Origin of the sequence: Hydrogenophaga intermedia (assembly GCF_000723405.1) — a bacterium.
GTDB classification, from domain to species: Bacteria; Pseudomonadota; Gammaproteobacteria; order Burkholderiales; family Burkholderiaceae_C; genus Hydrogenophaga; species Hydrogenophaga intermedia.
The window spans coordinates 29,708-46,208 of the sequence record NZ_CCAE010000021.1; the positions used below are offsets into that span (position 1 = coordinate 29,708).

Annotated in this window: 15 protein-coding genes; 13 read left to right on the forward strand and 2 right to left on the reverse strand. The window is 69.9% G+C overall.

What is annotated here, in order from left to right; all coding sequences use genetic code 11:
• Positions 1-32 precede the first annotated feature (32 nt).
• On the reverse strand, positions 33-728 hold the full coding sequence (locus BN948_RS13455) for a response regulator (protein WP_009518441.1): 696 nt from the start codon (positions 726-728) through the stop codon (positions 33-35).
• A gap of 193 nt (positions 729-921) precedes the next feature.
• Between BN948_RS13455 and pstS the strand changes: the two genes are divergently transcribed.
• From pstS to epsG, 5 genes are read left to right on the forward strand one after another with little or no spacing between them, the layout of a single operon-like run.
• The gene (pstS, locus tag BN948_RS13460) at positions 922-1,965 is read left to right on the forward strand and encodes a phosphate ABC transporter substrate-binding protein PstS (protein ID WP_035622087.1); all 1,044 of its coding nucleotides are present in this window, start codon (positions 922-924) and stop codon (positions 1,963-1,965) included.
• A gap of 56 nt (positions 1,966-2,021) precedes the next feature.
• On the forward strand, positions 2,022-2,999 hold the full coding sequence (locus BN948_RS13465) for an EpsD family peptidyl-prolyl cis-trans isomerase (RefSeq protein WP_009518443.1): 978 nt from the start codon (positions 2,022-2,024) through the stop codon (positions 2,997-2,999).
• Positions 2,996-3,793 (forward strand): polysaccharide export protein EpsE, encoded by a 798-nt coding sequence (gene epsE, locus BN948_RS13470; protein ID WP_009518444.1) that lies wholly within the window; start codon positions 2,996-2,998, stop codon positions 3,791-3,793. The genes BN948_RS13465 and epsE overlap by 4 nt, the downstream gene beginning before the upstream one ends.
• Before the next feature lie 13 nt (positions 3,794-3,806).
• Complete coding sequence (gene epsF / locus BN948_RS13475) at positions 3,807-5,195, forward strand: chain length determinant protein EpsF (RefSeq protein WP_009518445.1); 1,389 nt, start codon at positions 3,807-3,809, stop codon at positions 5,193-5,195.
• Positions 5,192-6,049, forward strand: a complete 858-nt coding sequence (epsG, locus tag BN948_RS13480; RefSeq protein WP_009518446.1) for a chain length determinant protein tyrosine kinase EpsG — start codon at positions 5,192-5,194, stop codon at positions 6,047-6,049. Before epsF ends, epsG begins: the two co-directional genes overlap by 4 nt.
• Here epsG and BN948_RS25695 read toward each other — a convergent pair.
• Positions 6,036-6,458 carry a VanZ family protein gene (locus BN948_RS25695; protein WP_158515841.1) on the reverse strand — a complete coding sequence of 141 codons (423 nt, stop codon included), beginning with the start codon at positions 6,456-6,458 and terminating at the stop codon, positions 6,036-6,038. The two genes, epsG and BN948_RS25695, sit on opposite strands and share 14 nt — an antisense overlap.
• On the opposite strand from BN948_RS25695, the gene xrtB reads away from it, so the two are divergent.
• The 8 genes from xrtB to BN948_RS13525 all read left to right on the forward strand — a co-directional run bounded on the left by xrtB (position 6,451) and on the right by BN948_RS13525 (position 16,498).
• Positions 6,451-7,374: an exosortase B gene (gene xrtB / locus BN948_RS13490; RefSeq protein WP_009518448.1), complete on the forward strand. Its 924-nt coding sequence runs from the start codon at positions 6,451-6,453 to the stop codon at positions 7,372-7,374. The two genes, BN948_RS25695 and xrtB, sit on opposite strands and share 8 nt — an antisense overlap.
• Positions 7,375-7,696: 322 nt before the next feature.
• Positions 7,697-8,386 carry an exosortase-associated protein EpsI, B-type gene (gene epsI, locus BN948_RS13495; RefSeq protein WP_009518449.1) on the forward strand — a complete coding sequence of 230 codons (690 nt, stop codon included), beginning with the start codon at positions 7,697-7,699 and terminating at the stop codon, positions 8,384-8,386.
• A 631-nt stretch (positions 8,387-9,017) separates the two neighbouring features.
• A complete protein-coding gene (gene gmd / locus BN948_RS13500; protein ID WP_009518450.1) occupies positions 9,018-10,136 on the forward strand; it encodes a GDP-mannose 4,6-dehydratase in 1,119 nt (372 codons plus the stop codon).
• A 4-nt stretch (positions 10,137-10,140) separates the two neighbouring features.
• Positions 10,141-11,133, forward strand: a complete 993-nt coding sequence (locus tag BN948_RS13505; protein WP_009518451.1) for a GDP-L-fucose synthase family protein — start codon at positions 10,141-10,143, stop codon at positions 11,131-11,133.
• Between the two features lie 10 nt (positions 11,134-11,143).
• Positions 11,144-12,208 (forward strand): CgeB family protein, encoded by a 1,065-nt coding sequence (locus BN948_RS13510; RefSeq protein ID WP_009518452.1) that lies wholly within the window; start codon positions 11,144-11,146, stop codon positions 12,206-12,208.
• Positions 12,205-13,335, forward strand: coding sequence for a glycosyltransferase (locus BN948_RS25700; protein ID WP_009518454.1), 1,131 nt, complete (start codon positions 12,205-12,207; stop codon positions 13,333-13,335). The genes BN948_RS13510 and BN948_RS25700 overlap by 4 nt, the downstream gene beginning before the upstream one ends.
• 2 nt (positions 13,336-13,337) lie before the next feature.
• Positions 13,338-14,885 (forward strand): hypothetical protein, encoded by a 1,548-nt coding sequence (locus BN948_RS26670; RefSeq protein WP_009518455.1) that lies wholly within the window; start codon positions 13,338-13,340, stop codon positions 14,883-14,885.
• Positions 14,882-16,498: a hypothetical protein gene (locus tag BN948_RS13525; protein WP_009518456.1), complete on the forward strand. Its 1,617-nt coding sequence runs from the start codon at positions 14,882-14,884 to the stop codon at positions 16,496-16,498. Before BN948_RS26670 ends, BN948_RS13525 begins: the two co-directional genes overlap by 4 nt.
• Positions 16,499-16,501: the final 3 nt, after the last annotated feature.

Here is a 16,501-nt window from a genome sequence, read left to right on the forward strand (position 1 = left end):
ACCCAGGCAACGGCGATCCGCCACAGCGAGCCTTACCCGCCCTCGGCCAGCGCAAAGCTGTACCCACTCCCCCGAATCGTGCGGATCATGCGATCCAGACCCGCCGGCAGCAGCGCGTTGCGCAGGCGGCTGATGTGCACGTCCACCGTGCGGTCGTCCCCCACGAAGTCCGCCCCCCACACGTGGTCGAGCAGCTGCGAACGGCTGTACACGCGGTCCGCGTGCGTGATGAGGAAGTGCAGCAAACGGAACTCGGTGCCGCCGATGCTCAGCGGCCGGCCCGCCGCGCTCACCGTCATCGCCGCCGGGTCGAGCACGATGCCGGCCAGGCGCACCACCTCGGCGTTCGCCTGCGGCGCGCGCCGGCGCAGCACCACGCCGATGCGCGCGATCAGCTCGCGCGTGGAGAAGGGCTTGGTGATGTAGTCGTCAGCGCCCACTTCCAGGCCCGCGATCTTGTCGCGCTCCTCGTTGCGCGCCGACACCAGGATCACCGGCACCTCGCGCTGCTTCGGGTCGCTGCGCAGCACGCGGATCAGGTCCACCCCCGACATGCCGGGCAGCTCCCAATCCAATAGCAGCAGGTCGGGACGCCACTGCAGCAGCAGCTCGCGCGCTTCCTCGGCCCCGCCCACGCAGCGCACCGCGTGGCCAGCCCGCACGAGGTTCGCCGTGAGCAGCGTCTGGATGGCCGGCTCGTCTTCGACCACAAGGATTTGAGCAGCCATGTAGGGGTTCGTTCGAAAGTGGCGCGATCGTAGGAAGCCGGGGTGACGTTTTGATTGCATGCACCGCTGTCGCAGCCTGTGCCGGCATGAGCCGTATGGACCATGGGGGAGCGGCCCCGGTCACACATTTGACGTACTGGATTCCTAGACTGCCGCCCACCTGCTGCACCACCGCATGAAAGAAGACAGTCCCATGTTCGCGACTCCGATCCACACGACACGGGCCCTGTTGCTGGCGATGTGCGCGGCCGCCGCCATCGGCGCCAACGCGCAGGACATCACCGGCGCCGGTGCGACGTTCCCCGCGCCGGCCTACGCCAAGTGGGCCGAGGCCTTCAGCCGCGAGACGGGCATCAAGGTCAACTACCAGGCCATCGGCTCCAGCGGCGGCATCCGCCAGATCGACAGCCGCACGGTGGACTTCGGTGCCACCGACGCGCCGCTGAAGGACGAGGAACTCGAACGCAAATCGCAGCTGCAATTCCCCGCGCTCATCGGTGGCGTGGTGCCGGTGGTGAACCTGCGCGGTGTCAAGCCGGGCGAGCTGCGCCTCACCGGCGCCGTGCTCGCCGACATCTACATGGGCAAGCTCACGCGCTGGAGCGACCCGGCGATCAAGGCGCTCAACCCGAACCTGCCGCTGCCCGACGCCACCATCGCGCCGGTCTACCGCTCCGACGGCTCGGGCACCACCTTCATCTTCACCAACTACCTGTCCAAGGTCAGCAGCGACTGGCGCTCGCGCATCGGCGAAGGCGCCACCGTGGGCTGGCCGCTGGGCACGGGTGGCCGCGGCAACCCGGGCGTGGCCGCGCTGGTGGCCCGCGTGTCCAACAGCATCGGCTACGTGGAGTACGCCTACGTGCAGCAATCGCGCCTGACGCACGCGATCGTGCAGAACGCCGCGGGCCAGTGGGTGGCGCCCGGCACCGAGGCCTTCCGCGCCGCGAGCACGGGCGTGGACTGGAACGCCTCCAGCGGCCAGATGCTGACCCAGCAAACCTCGCCCGAGGCCTGGCCCATCACCGGCGCCACCTTCGTGCTGATGCCGCGCAAGCCCGAGCGTCCCGAGCAGGCCGCCAACAGCCTGCGCTTCTTCCACTGGGCGTTCCAGAACGGTGCCGAGCTCGCGCAGTCACTGGGCTACGCGGCCCTGCCGCCGGCCGTGGCCTCCACGCTGGTCACGCGCTGGGAAGGCATCACCGGTGCCGACGGCAAGCCCCTGTTCAAGCCCTGAGACACCTTTCCACGGCGCGACTGGCGCCGCGCCATCTCCCTTCAGGAGTCCTACCCATGAACACCATTCGCCACACCCCGGCGCCGTCGCGCCATCTGTTGAGCGCGCTGTGCGCCGCCTCCCTCCTGCTGCTGGCCGCCTGCGGCAACGCCGACGAAGGCGGGCCCGCGCAGGCCTCGCAAGTGGCCGCCAAGGTGGGCAGCAACGAGATCTCGGTGCACCAGATCAACCAGGTCCTCAGCCGCACGCCGGTCAATGCCAATTCGAAGGAAGCGGTGCAGGCCGCCAGCCGCCAGGCGCTGGAACGCCTGATCGACCAGCAGCTCGCCGTGGACCAGGCCACCGAGCAGAAGCTGCACCGCTCGCCCGACGTGGTGGCCCAACTGGAAGCGGCGCGCCGCGAGGTGCTGGCGCGCGCGTACCTGCAGCAGGTCACGTCGGCCGCGCCCAAGCCCACGCCCGAGGAGATCCGCAAGTACTACCAGGACAACCCCGCGCTCTTCTCCGAACGCCGCGTGTTCAACCTGCAGGAGCTGCGCATCAGCAACGCCACGCCCGTGATGGACACACTGCAGACCATGGCCAAGGAAGGCCGCCGCATGGAAGACGTGGTGGCCATGCTGCGCGAGCGTGGCATCGCCTTCACCGGTGGCAGTGCGACACGCTCGGCCGAGCAGGTGCCGCTGGACCTGCTGCCCAGGCTGCATGCCCTGCAGGACGGCCAGAGCCTGGTCGTGCCGGTCGGCGACAACGCCACCGTGATTCGCGTGGTGGCCTCGCGCAGCATGCCCGTGGGCGAGGACCAGGCCAGCGCCGGCATCGCCCAGTACCTGGGCAACCGCACCGCGGTCGAGGTCATGAACAACGAGATCAAGCGCCTGCGCGCGGCCACCACCGTCACCTACGTGGGCGAGTTCGAGCAGGCCGCTGCCGCGCCCGGCGAGACCGCGGCGACCGCACCGGCCTCGGTCACCGAAGATCCGAAGAAGGAAGAATCCAACGTTCTCGAACGCGGCATCCAGGGCTTGAAATGACCCGGCTGCTCCGCCTGCTCGCGCTGCTGCTGGTCTGCGCACCGGCCTGGGCGCAGTCGCCCTCCTCCGGCGACTACCCGCTCGCCGCCGGCGACGTGATCCGCATCCAGGTGTTCCAGAACCCCGACCTCGCGCTGGAAACCCGCATCACCGAAAGCGGCACCATCAGCTACCCGCTGATCGGCAGCGTGCGCGTGGGCGGGCTCACCGTGGCCACGGCCGAGCGGCGCATCGCCGAGGCCTTGCGCACGGGTGGCTTCCTGCAGAACCCGCAGGTCACCGTGCTGCTCACGCAGATCCGCGGCAGCCAGGTGTCGGTGCTGGGCCAGGTGGGCCGCCCCGGGCGCTTCCCGCTGGAAAGCCCCAACACGCGCCTAAGCGACATGCTCGCCAACGCGGGCGGCGCCAGCCCCGCCGGCGACGACATCGTCATCGTCACCGGCCAGCGCGACGGCCAGCCCTTTCGCGCCGAGATCGACCTGCCCGCCCTCTTCCTGAAAGCGGGCGGCGCGCAGGACATCGTGCTGCACGGCGGCGACGTGGTCTACGTGCACCGCGCGCCCACCTTCTACGTGTTCGGCGAAGCGCAGCGCCCGGGTTCCTTCCGCATCGACCGCGGCATGACCGTGATGCAGGCCCTGGCCCAGGCCGGCGGCCCCACGCCGCGCGGCTCGCTCAGCCGCCTGCGCCTGCACCGCCAGCAGGCCGACGGATCGATCCTGGAGATCGAGCCCGCCATGAACGACAAGGTGCAGGCCAACGACGTGCTCTACGTGCGCGAAAGCCTTTTCTGAAGCGGACCGCGCCATGACCCCTCATCAGTTCTTCCTCATCCTGCGCGCGCGCTGGCTCGTGCTGCTGCTCACCTTCGTGGCGGTGGTGGGCACCACCGCCGTGGTCTCTTTCATGGCCGACAAGCAGTACACCGCCACCGCCTCCGTGGTGCTGGACGTGAAGTCCCCCGACCCGGTGAGCGGCATGATGCTCGCGGGCCTGATGGCGCCGGGCTACATGGCCACGCAGGTCGACATCATCAAGAGCGACCGCGTCGCCAAACGCGTGGTGCGCAACCTGCGCATGGACAGCAGCGCCGCCATCCAGGCCCAGTGGGCCGAGGCCACCGGCAGCCGCGGCAGCCTGATCGACTGGCTGGCCGAGCTGCTCAAGCGCAACCTCGACGTGAAGCCCTCGCGCGAGAGCAACGTCATCAACATCGAATACATCGGCACCGACCCGAAGTTCGCCGCCGCCGTGGCCAACGCGTTCGCGCAGGCCTACGTTGACGTCAACCTGGACCTGCGCACCGAGCCGGCGCGCCAGTACGCCGGCTTCTTCGACGAGCAGACCCGCGGCGCGCGCGAGCGCCTGGAACGCGCCCAGCGCGCGCTCTCCGACTACCAGCAGCGCCACGGCATCACCTCCACCGACGAGCGCCTGGACTTCGAGACCGCCAAGCTCAACGAGACCAGCAGCCAGCTCACCGCCATCCAGGCCGCCACCACCGACAGCCAGAGCAAGCGCCAGCACAGGGACGGCGACTCCATTTCGGAGGTAATGCAAAGCCCACTGATCAACGGTCTGAAGGCCGACATCGCGCGCCAGGAAGCCAAGCTCACCGAGGCCAGCGTCAACCTGGGCGCGAACCACCCGCAGCACCAGCGCATGCAGACCGAGTTGAACGCGCTGCGCGAGCAGTTGCGTTCGGAGACCGACCGCATCACCGGCTCCATCACCACCACCTACGAGGTGAACCGCCAGCGCGAGGCGCAGTTGCGCGCGGCGCTGCAGGAGCAGAAGACGCGCGTGCTCGAACTCAACCAGCAGCGCGACGAGATGGCCGTTTTGCGCCGCGAGATCGAATCGGCCCAGCGCCTGTTCGACACCCTGAGCCAGCGCGCCTCGCAAAGCACGCTGGAGAGCCAGGCCAGCCAGACCAACATCTCGGTGCTCAACCCGGCGGTACCGCCCACCGAGCCCTCGGGCCCGCGCACGCGCCTGAACGTGGCCATCGCCATCTTCCTGGGCGGCCTGCTGGGCGTGTTGCTGGCCACCGCGCTCGAGTTCGCGCGCCGCCGCGTGCGCTCCATCGACGACCTCAGCGCGCTGGGCGACCTGCCACTGCTGGGCCAGGTGGGCTCGGCGCGCGGCATGATCCGCCCGCTGCGCTTCGGCCTGGGCAAGGGAGCCACCGCATGAACGCGCCCGAACGCATCCAGCCGGCCAGCGCCATCGGCGAGATCCTGGTCTCGCGCGGCCTGCTGCGCGAGCAGGACATCGAGCCCATCATCGAGCGCCAGCGCAGCAAGGGCGAGCCCTTCGGCGAGGCGGCCATCGCGCTCAAGCTCATCGCGCGGCCCGACCTGGACGCCGCGCTGTCCACCCAGTTCAACTACGGTTACCTGCGCGACGGACAAGGCACGCTCTCTCGCGAACTGGTCACGGCCTACAAGCCCTTTTCCAAAGTCGCCGAGCAGATGCGCGCGCTGCGTGGCCAGCTCATGCTGCGCTGGTTCACCGGCGACCCGCTGCAAAAGGTGCTCACCGTGGTGAGCCACCAGCCGCGCGACGGCCGCAGCTTCCTCGCGGCCAACCTCGCCGTGGCTTTCTCCCAGCAGGGCCAGCGCACGCTGCTCATCGACGGCGACCTGCGCAAGCCGCGCCAGCACGCGCTCTTCCACACCAGCCACAGCGCGGGTTTCGCCGGCATCCTCGCGGGCCGCGCCGGGCTGGAGGTCATCGAGAACGTGCCGGGTCTGCCGGGCCTGCGCGTGCTGCCCGCCGGGGCGGTTCCTCCCAACCCGCAGGAGCTGGTGGGCATGCCCAACCTGGCCGACCTGCTGGAGCACGCCATGGAGCAGAGCGACGTGGTGCTGATCGACACCCCCGACGCCAGCACCTGCGCCGACGCCGAGATGATGGCCGCGCGCACCGGCGCGGCACTGATGGTGACGCGGCGCCACCGCACGCCCCTGCGCGGCGCCAGCGAGTTCACGCGTCGCCTGCAAGACACGGGTGTGGCGCTCGTGGGCGCCGTGCTCAATGACGGCTGAGGGAGTCCTCGGAATGCAAGGCCTTCATCTCACGCCGATGCCACAGCACCGCGTGCACCGCCGTGCCGATGGCCGCGCCCACCGCGTTGGCCAGCAGGTCGTCCATGTCCAGCGAGCGCGTGGGGTCGAAGGCCTGCAGGCCTTCGTCAATGGCACCCACCAGCAGCGCCAGGCCGAAGCACAGCCACAGGTCGCGCGCGCGGCGCACGCCGATGAGCCAGCCCACGCACAGCGACACCACGGTGAACAGCACGATGTGCACCGGCTTGTCCCACGGCGACACCAGCACGTGCAGCACCGCGGCGTGAACGCGGGAACCCCCGACCCAGACCGCCAGGCAACCTGCCACGGCGGCCACCCACTTCAAGGCGCGGCGCGCCGTCGGATTTCGCGAGGTTGATGTGAACACGATCGGTCGTTCTCCCGGTGCGGCCAGCGGCACGCTGGCGCGTCAGTTGCTTGAATGGGCACCGATTCTGCTGGGTTTGTGTGTCCTCTATGTGCCAACCCTGGTGGGCCTGTTCACCGGCCCCTGGGCGCAGGACGACCAGTACCACGGTCCCATCGTGCTGGGCATCTCGCTGTGGCTGCTGCACCGCAACTGGCAGGCCATGGAAGCGGCCGCCGAGGGGCGCAAGGGAAACCCCTTCGGCTGGGTGCTGGTGGTGTTCGGGCTGTTCCTGTACGCCATCGGCCGCTCGCAGGGCATCGGCGTGTTCGAGTCCGGCTCGGTGATCTGGCTGCTGGCGGGTTTGATCGTGCTGCTGCGCGGCTGGGCCGCGCTGAAGGCGCAGTGGTTCGCGCTGTTCTTCATGCTGTTCATGGTGCCCCTGCCGCCGCAGGTGGTGGACGTGGTGACCATGCCGATGAAGATGGCCGTGTCCTACGCGGCCGAGAACATTCTCTATGCCGTGGGTTACCCCATCGGCCGCAACGGCGTGGTGCTGCAGATCGGGCAGTACATGCTGCTGGTGGCCGACGCCTGCGCGGGCCTGCAGACGCTGCTGACGCTAGAGGCCCTGGGCCTGCTGTACCTCAACCTGGTGCGGCGCGATTCGCTGTTCCGCAACGTGACGCTGGCGGTGCTGATCGTGCCGATCTCCTTCACCGCGAACGTGATCCGCGTGATCGCGCTCTCTCTCATCACCTATCACTTCGGCAACGAAGCCGGCCAGGGTTTCCTGCACGGCTTCGCGGGGATGGTGCTGTTCCTCAGCGCGCTGGTGCTGATCATCGCCTTCGACAGTTTCCTGCAGTTCGTCGAAGGGTTGCGCCGTGGACCTCCGCCACCTCCCTCCTCCACTTCTTCGGCGGCAGCGGCGTGATGAGTACCTTGCTCGCTAACACCTCGCCGGATGGCGGCGCCACGGCGCCCTGCTCCGCGAATGTCCCCCGCCAAGGGCTGCGCCCTTGGCTCCTCCTTTATTTCGCTGCGCAGGGCGCCGTGTCACCGCCATCTGCCTGCACGTTGGATCGCCGGCGTTTGCGCGCCAACTTGGTTGGTGGCCTGCGGACACTGGGTGGACGGCGCAGCGAAATAAAGGAGGAGGACCGGCGCAGCCGGTCCGGGGGACATTCGCGGAGCCGTTCACCCAGTGGCCGCAGGCAAGGAAGCAGCGCAGGCGCGAAACGCAACGAGAACCAAAAATGAAACAGAGCTGGAAACACCTGGTCCTCATGGCCCTGATGCTCACCTCAGCCGCCATGGCCGCCGTGATGCGCCCCACCGGCAGCCTCGCCGACGACCGCGCCCCCATCGATCTTGAGGCCATGGTCCCCACCCAATTCGGTGAATGGCGTGAACAGACCAGCGTCCCCGTGCAGATCGTCGATCCTGAAATGCAGCAAACCATCGACGCCATCTACACCCAGGTCCTCACCCGCACCTACATGCACGCCAGCGGCTACCGCGTCATGCTCTCCATCGCCTACGGCAAGGCGCAAACCGACAACCTGCAGCTCCATCTGCCCGAAGTCTGCTACCCCGCCCAGGGCTTCAAGCTCGAACGCATCGAGAAGGTGCCACTGACCCTCGGCAGCGACACCATCACCGCGCGCCGCATGCAGACCCACCTGGGCCAGCGCTTCGAACCCGTCACCTACTGGACCGTCGTCGGCGACCACATCACCGCCGGCGGCCTCGACAAGAAGCTCACCGAACTGCGCTACGGCCTGCGCGGCCGCATCCCCGACGGCATGCTCGTGCGCGTCTCCTCCATCGACCGCGACACGGCGAAGGCGCATGGCATGCAGGCCTTGTTCGCGAACGCCCTGGTGGGAGCGATCGATCCGGCGGTTCGGTCTCGGTTCGCGGGACTTCATGGAGTTCAACCGTGAGGCGCTCGTCGCCTGGTTGGCGAGCCTCGGGCTTGGGGCATGGGCTGGCGGGCTTCACTGCGCTGCCCTTCGCTTCGCGAAGGGTTCCCTGCGATGCTCGGGCAACCGACCGTGCGGCGGAACTCGCTGCGCGCGCTTCGCGCGCTCCGCTCAAACAGCCGCCGCAAGTCAGAGCACGAAGCGCGCTGCGCGCGCCGGCCGGTTGCCCTGCGCTTCTCGGCAGCGCACAGGCGCCCGCCAGCCCATGCCCCAAGCCCGAGGCCAGCGAGGTGCCAGCACACCAGCGCTTGAGTGCCAACCTGGCCTCAGCCCCCGCGACACCGACATACCCACGCTTGAGCGCCAGCCCTGTCTCAGTCAGGCCTGGGCCCACGGCTGCGCAGGCGCCTATGCGGCGCCGAGAAGCGCAGGACGGACGGCCGCGCGCGCAGCGCGCTTCGTGCTCTGACTTGCGGCAGCTGTTTGAACGGAGCTGGCGACGCCAGCGCAGTGAGTTCTGCCGCGGGCCGTCCGTCCGAGCATCGCAGGGAACCCTTCGCGAAGCGAAGGGCGCCGCATTTGAAGCCGGAGCAGCCGTGGGCCCAGGCCTGACACGCCAATCACGCAGGCAATAGACACAACGAAGCAGAACATGAGCCAGAAAACCGCACTCATCACCGGCATCACCGGCCAGGACGGCGCCTACCTCGCCGAGCTGCTGCTCGCCAAGGGCTACCGCGTGCACGGCATCAAACGCCGCGCCTCGTCCTTCAACACCGACCGCATCGACCACCTCTACCAGGACCCGCACGAGGCCGACCGCAAGCTGGTGCTGCACTACGGTGACCTCACCGACAGCAGCAACCTCATCCGCCTCGTCGGCCAGATCCGCCCCGACGAGGTCTACAACCTCGGCGCCATGAGCCACGTCGCCGTGAGCTTCGAAACCCCCGAGTACACCGCCGACACCGACGCCATGGGTACCCTGCGCCTGCTCGAGGCCATCCGCCTGCACGGGCTGGAGAAGACCTGCCGCTTCTACCAGGCCTCCACCAGCGAGCTCTATGGCCAGGTGCAGGAAATCCCGCAGAAGGAGACCACGCCCTTCTACCCGCGCAGCCCCTACGCGGTGGCCAAGCTCTACGCCTACTGGATCACGGTGAACTACCGCGAGGCCTACGGCCTGTACGCCTGCAACGGCATCCTCTTCAACCACGAGAGCCCGCTGCGCGGCGAAACCTTCGTCACACGCAAGATCACGCGCGGACTCTCGCGCATCGCCATCGGCCTGCAGGACTGCCTCTACCTCGGCAACATGAGCGCCCTGCGCGACTGGGGCCACGCGCGCGACTACGTCGAGATGCAGTGGCTGATGCTGCAGCAGGACAAGCCCGAGGACTTCGTCATCGCCACCGGCGTGCAGCACAGCGTGCGCCAGTTCGTCGAGATGGCCGCCGGCGAACTGGGCATCACCCTCAGTTGGGTGGGTGAAGGTGTGGACGAAGCCGGCGTGGTGGCCTCCGTGAACCGCACCGACCTGCGCGTGAACGAGGGCGACGTCATCGTGCGCGTGGACCCGCGCTACTTCCGCCCCACCGAAGTGGAGACCCTGCTGGGCGACCCGACCCGTGCGCGCGAGAAGCTGGGCTGGGTGCCCAGGACCGACCTGGCCACGCTGGTGCGCGAGATGGTGCTCACCGACTTCCAGATCGCTCGCCGCGACGCCATGGTCAAGCTCGCGGGCTTCCCCTCCTACGCCTACGAAGAGTGATGTGATGGACCGCGACGCCCGCATCTTCGTCGCCGGCCACCGTGGCCTCGTGGGCTCGGCCATCGTGCGCGCCCTGCGCGCCGCCGGCCACACCCACCTGCTGCTGCGCACGCGCGACGAACTGGACCTGCGCGACCCCGTGGCCACGGCGGCCTTCTTCGAGAAGGCGAAGCCGGATTACGTGTTCCTCGCCGCGGCCCGCGTGGGCGGCATCCTGGCCAACCAGCGCGAACCGGCGGACTTCATCCGCGACAACCTGCAGATCCAGACCAACGTGATCCACGAGGCCTGGCGCACCGGCGTGCAGCGCCTGCTGTTTCTCGGCTCCAGCTGCATCTACCCGCGCCTGGCACCGCAGCCGCTGCGCGAGGAGTACCTGCTCACCGGCCCGCTGGAGGCCACCAACCGCGCCTACGCCCTGGCCAAGATCGCGGGCATCGAGATGTGCTGGGCCCACAACCGCCAGCACGGCACGCGCTTCCTGGCGGCCATGCCCACCAACCTGTACGGCCCCGAGGACAACTTCGACCTCGACAGCAGCCACGTCATCCCCGCCCTGCTGCGCAAGTTCCACGAGGCGCGGGTCGCGGATGCACCCAGCGTGAGCATCTGGGGCAGCGGCGAGCCGCGGCGCGAGTTCATGCACAGCTTCGACATGGCGCAGGCCTGCCTGTTCCTGATGAACCTGGACGACGAACGCTTCGACGGCCTGCTGGGCAGCGACGAGGCCCTCACCGGCCGCTTCGAGCCACCGCTCATCAACATCGGCGTGGGCGCGGACATCAGCATCCGCGAACTGGCCGAGACCATTGCCGAGGTGGTGGGCTACGACGGCCTCATCGAGCACGACCGCAGCAAGCCCGACGGCACGCCGCGCAAGCTGATGGACGTGAGCCGCCTGAACGCGCTGGGGTTTCGCGCGCGCATCGAACTGAAGGACGGTCTGCGTCACGTGCACGAGGTGGTGTTCACCTCGTCGCAAGCGGACCCGGCCTGAGGCCGATGCCATGGACGTGCTCTACCTCGGCCCGCGCAGCGGCACCTGCCTGGACCGCGCCAACGCCCTGCGCCGACTGGGCGCGAACGTCGAGCACCTGAGCCTGCGCGAGCTGTTGCCGCCGTCTCGCTGGGTGGACCGCTGGACCTGGCACGTGGGCGGCCACTGGTTCGGCCGCTGGATCGACGCGGCCCTGGCCAAAGCCCTGCACGGCCGCGCCTTCGACCTGTGCCACGTGGACGGGGGCGAATGGGTCACGCCGGCCGTGATCGAGCGGCTGCGCCAGCACGCGCGCCGCGTGGTGAACTACAACATCGACGACCCCACCGGCCCGCGCGACGGCCCGCGCTTCGAGGCCTATCGGCAGGCCGCCCCGCACTACGACCTGCTGGTGGTGGTGCGAGAAGAAAACCTGCCCGAACTGGAGCGCCTGGGCGCGCGGCGCGTGATGCGCTTGTTCCGCAGCGCCGACGAGGTCAACCACGCGCCGCGCCGCATCAGCGCCATCGACGCACTGGCCTGGGCCAGCGAGGTGCTGTTCCTGGGCTCGTGGTTTCCGGAGCGCGGCCCCTTCCTGCTGGACCTCGCGGCGCGCGGCGTGCCGCTCACCATTCGCGGCCCCAACTGGCACAAGGCGCCCGAGTGGGACCGGTTGCGCGCGCACTGGGCGGGTGGCGCCGTGGGGGGCGACGACTACGCCAAGGCTCTGCAATGCGCGCGGCTCAACCTGGGCCTGCTCTCACGCGACAACCGCGACAGCCACACCACGCGTTCGCTGGAGATCCCCTCGCTGGGCGGCCTGCTGTGCGCCGAGCGCACGGCCGAGCACCAGGCGATGTACCAGGAAGGCGCCGAGGCCCTGTTCTGGGGCGACGCGCGCGAGTGCGCCGAGGTGTGTCTGGCCGCCCTGGCCGACGAGGACCGGCGCGCGCGCATCGCCCGCGCCGGCCACGAGCGCTTCCTGCGCGACGGACACCGCAATGAGCGCGTGATGCAGCGCATCGTGGACGCCGCGCTGGACGCCGAGCCGGTCGGCGCGTCGAACGGACGGGGTGGGCTGGAGGTGGCGGCGTGAACGGCTTCGTCGACACGGCCACCGCGCCCGGGCTGGTGCTGGACACGCCGCTTCGCGTGGGCATCCTCAACGCCGCCTGGAACGTGCAGCGCCACAACACCGACCACCGCTGCGTGCTCGACATGGCGAGCCTGAGCGCCTTCGACGCCTCGCTGGAGGTGGGCTTCGTGCCCGGCCCCTGGCAGAGCCTGCGCTGCAACGCCAACTTCGTGGCGCGCCGCCTCGGCGCACCGCTGCCGTTTCCGCGCATCCGACTGGCCAATTCGCAGCTCGGCAGCGACGTGCTCTACCAGTACGGCAGTGACCTGCGTGGCATCGTGCTGCCCAGCCGGCGCCGCGCGCCGCCGCTGATGGCCACCACCGGCTTCCCCAGCCTGCGCCGCGTGCTCGCGCGCGGCGCGGACTTTCTCGAGGCGCAGGCGCGCATCGTCGACGCCAGCGCGGGCCGCGCGGCGTTGCTGCACTTTCACACCGACACCATGCGCGAGCTCTACCTGGAGCGGCGCCCACATGACCGCCACCGCGCCCTCACCCTGCCCTTCTTTCTGCCGCACCTGCGCGTGCTGGACGAAGCGGCCGTGCGCGACAAGTTCGCTCGTGAAGAGACCCTGCTGCTCTTCGTCGGCGCCGACGGCAAGCGCAAGGGCATCGAGACCCTGTGCGAGGCGCTGGATGCGCACGCCGACACACTGCACGCGCGGCGCGTGCGCGCCGTGATCGTGAGCCGCGACACACCCGGCTGCCAGCGCTTCAAGGCCTTGCGCCACGAACGCCAGTTGCCGCGCGAACAGGTGCAGGCCCTCATGCGCGAGGCGCACCTCTACTGCATGGTGCCGCACCACGAGTCCTATGGCCTGGTGTTCGTGGAGGCCATGGCCGCGGGCTGCGCGGTGCTGGCCGACGACGACCTGCCGCGCCAGGAGATGCTGGATGGCGGACGCTGCGGCGCCCTGGTGCCCAGCGGCGACGCCGCCGCGCTGGGCGCGGCCCTGATGGGCCTGCTGGACGACCGCGAAGAACTGCTCGCGCTGGCGCTGCGCGCGCGCGAACGCGCGGCCCGGCGCCACCACCCGCTGGGCGTGGCCAGCGCGTACGCCCAGGCCTTGTCTCGCCTGCGGGGGGGCTGATCATGGGTCTGGCCAGGCGCGTTCTGTCCGGCAGCCTCGCGTCGTGGACGCGCATCGGCCTGACCGTGCTGGTGCAGATCGGCCTGGTGCCGCTGTACCTGTCGCACTGGACACTGGAGCAGTACGGCTGCTGGCTGGTGGTGCTGGCCGCCACAGCCTTCGTCAACATCCTGAGCCTGGCGCACCACAACGTGGTGGGCAACCGCATGCTGCAGGTGCCGCGCGGCGACGGCGCGGGCCTGGGCCGGCTGCTGTCGGCCGCGCTGCCGTACAGCCTGGGGCTGGGTTTGCTGGAGCTGCTGGTGCTGGCGGGACTGGCCGCGCTGGGGGCGCTGGCCGTGCTGTTCACGGCGCCCGAGGCGCTGCCGCCGGGGCTCATGAACGAAGCCCTGGCCAGCCTGCTGCTGGTCAGCACCGCCATCTGGCTCGGCGTAAGCACCAGCGGCCTCTACGGCCGCCTGGCCAGTGCGCTGGGCCACTTCGCGCGCGGCGCCTGGTGGGGCGTGGCGGTGCAGGCCGTGAGCGGCCTGGCGCCGGCCACGGCCGTGCTGCTGGGCGCGGGCCTGTGGCCCACGGCCTGCGCCCTGGCCGGCGCTCACCTGGCGGTGAACCTGCTGTACCAGGCCGACCTGTGGCGCCTGGCGCGCCGCCACGGCGTGCACCTGCAATCGCCCGACTGGGGCTTGGGCTGGCGCAACCTGCGCGGCTCCACCCTGCTGGGGCTGAGCTACGCCTGCGGCCTGCTGCGCCAACAGGGCCTGCGCGTGCTGGTGGGCGGCCTGCTGGGCGTGGGCGCGGCGGTGGCCTTCACCACGCTGCGCACGGCCAGCAACCTCTCGCTGCAGGGCATCGCCACCGTCACCGACCCGGTGTTCCCCGAGTTCATGGGCTTTCTGCGCGACCGCCAGCAGGCCGCCACCGTGGGCACCTTCGCCTTCCTGTGGCTCACGCTGGTCTTCCTTCTGGGCCCCGCGCTGGTGGTGCTGCAGGCCCTGGCGCCCACGCTGTTCGGGTGGTGGACGCAGGGCAAGCTGGCTTTCGACGCGACGGTGTTCGCGGGGTTTTCGATCGCGCTGCTGCTGTTCGCCATCGCGCGCCCGGCGGACGCGATCCTGCTCGGGCAGAACCGCCTGCACACGCAACTCGCGCTGGCGGCCTTCGCGGCGCTGGCCACGGTGCTCGGCGTGCTGGCGCTGGACGGCCGCGCGGGCCTGATGGGCATCGCCGCGGTGCTGGTGGCGGTGGAACTGGCGGTGATGGCCCTCACGGTGTCGCGCGCCGCGGCGTGGCTGAGCGCGCAGGGCCTGGCCTGGCCTTCGGCGCTGTTTCGCTTCGCGCTGGCGCAGGTGCTGGTCTGTGCCGCCGGCATGGCCTGGATCGCCGCGCACCCAGGAGACGGCGCGGCAACCGTGTCGGCCACCATGGCGCTCAGCGCCCTGCTGTTCGCGGGTTTCGTGATGCAACTGCCGCCCGGGCACCGGGCCTGGCTGGCGCAGCGCCTGGGCCGCTACACCGCGCGGCTGTGCGGACAAGACCGGGGGGCCGTGTGAACGCGCAACGTGCGACGCTCACCTACGGCGGCCTCGTGCAGATCGGCCTGTTCTGCGCCTGCACGCTGGCCCTGCTGGTGCAGATGGCGATCGGCTTCGACACCACCAACCTCGCCTCGGCCTGCACCGTGTTCGCGGCCTCGCTGGCGCTGCTGGCTTACCTGGCCAGCACGCCTGCCCTGCACACGCACCCCGTGTCCAGCTTCGCCTTGCTCGGCTTCGGCGTCACCACGCAGACGGGCGCACTCATTGGCCAGTCGGCCTTCCTCGTGCCCATCAGCGAGAACCTGCGCCAGCCCGTGGCCACCTTCCTGTGGCTCGCGGCCTTCCTGCTCGTGGCCATCGGCATGCACGCCTTCTACCGCTGGGTGCTGGCGCCCGCGGGCGCGCCGCACCCCTCCAGCCTGCGCGGCTGGCTCGACCGCATGGGCCTGTACACGCCGCCCGGCACGGGCACGTTGTGGTTCATGGGCTACCTCGGCCTCATGGCCTTCGTCATCGGCGCCGGCCGCGAAGGCGTGTTCGCCAAGACGCTGCAGGGCATGGCCTTCCTCACCTGGGCGCCCTTCCTCATTCCCATGTACGTGCTGCAGTTCGGCCAGGCCTACTGTCGCTGGCACCGCCAGGCCGTGCATCTGGTGTTCTTCGCGCTGCTGGTGGTGCTGCTGGGCCTGGCGGCCAACTCGCGCGGGGTCATGCTCTCGGGCTTCATGACGGTGTCGCTGTTCGCACTGCTGTTGCTGTTGCGCAGCCGCGAGCCGGTGCGCTGGGCGCGTGTGGGCCAGACGGCCGTGGTGCTGGCCCTGCTGGGCGCCATCGCCATTCCCGTGAGCGACCTGGCCACCGCCATGGTGGTGGCGCGCAAGCTGCGCGGCGGCGTGAACGCGGTGGAGATGGTGAGCGAGACCTGGCGCGCCTTCGGCCAACCCGAGCTGCTGGAAGCCGAACGCGCCGACCGGGCCGCGCGCGTGCGCCAGCAATACGACGAGCGCTACTTCGACAACCCGCTGCTCGCGCGCGTGGTGGAAACCAAGTTCCACGACAACTCGTTCACCTTCGCCGCCACCTTCACCGATTCGGACCGCGCCGAACTCGCCCGCCGCACGCTGGACCTGTTCGTGCTCACGCTGCCGCAACCCCTCATCAACAAGCTCGGCTTCGGCCTGGACAAGCGCGACCACCAGTACTCCACCGGCGATCTGCTGGCCCACCTGGCCCATGGCGGCCCGCTGGGTGGCTACCGCACCGGCTCCATGGTGGCGCATGGCGTCGCGCTGCTCGGGCCGGCGTACCTGGCGGTCTACGCCCTGCTGTGCCTGGCCGCCTTCGCCGTGCTGGACCTGCTGGCCGCGCGCCGCGCCGACGGCACCGTGCTGGTGTCGGCCGTGGGCATGTTGTCGCTGTGGGAACTGTTCCTCGGCGGCATCACCGGCGAGTCCGTTCACGGCTGGATCGTCTGGTACCTGCGCTACCTGCCGCAGGGCATCGTGATCTTCCTGATCGTCGCCACCTTCTGCCGCTTCAACGCCTGGCTGTTCGGCGGGCTGCACGTGCAGCCACGCGCCACCGCCGTGTCATCCATGCCGTCCACCATGCGGGCAAGCAAAGCCTGAGGC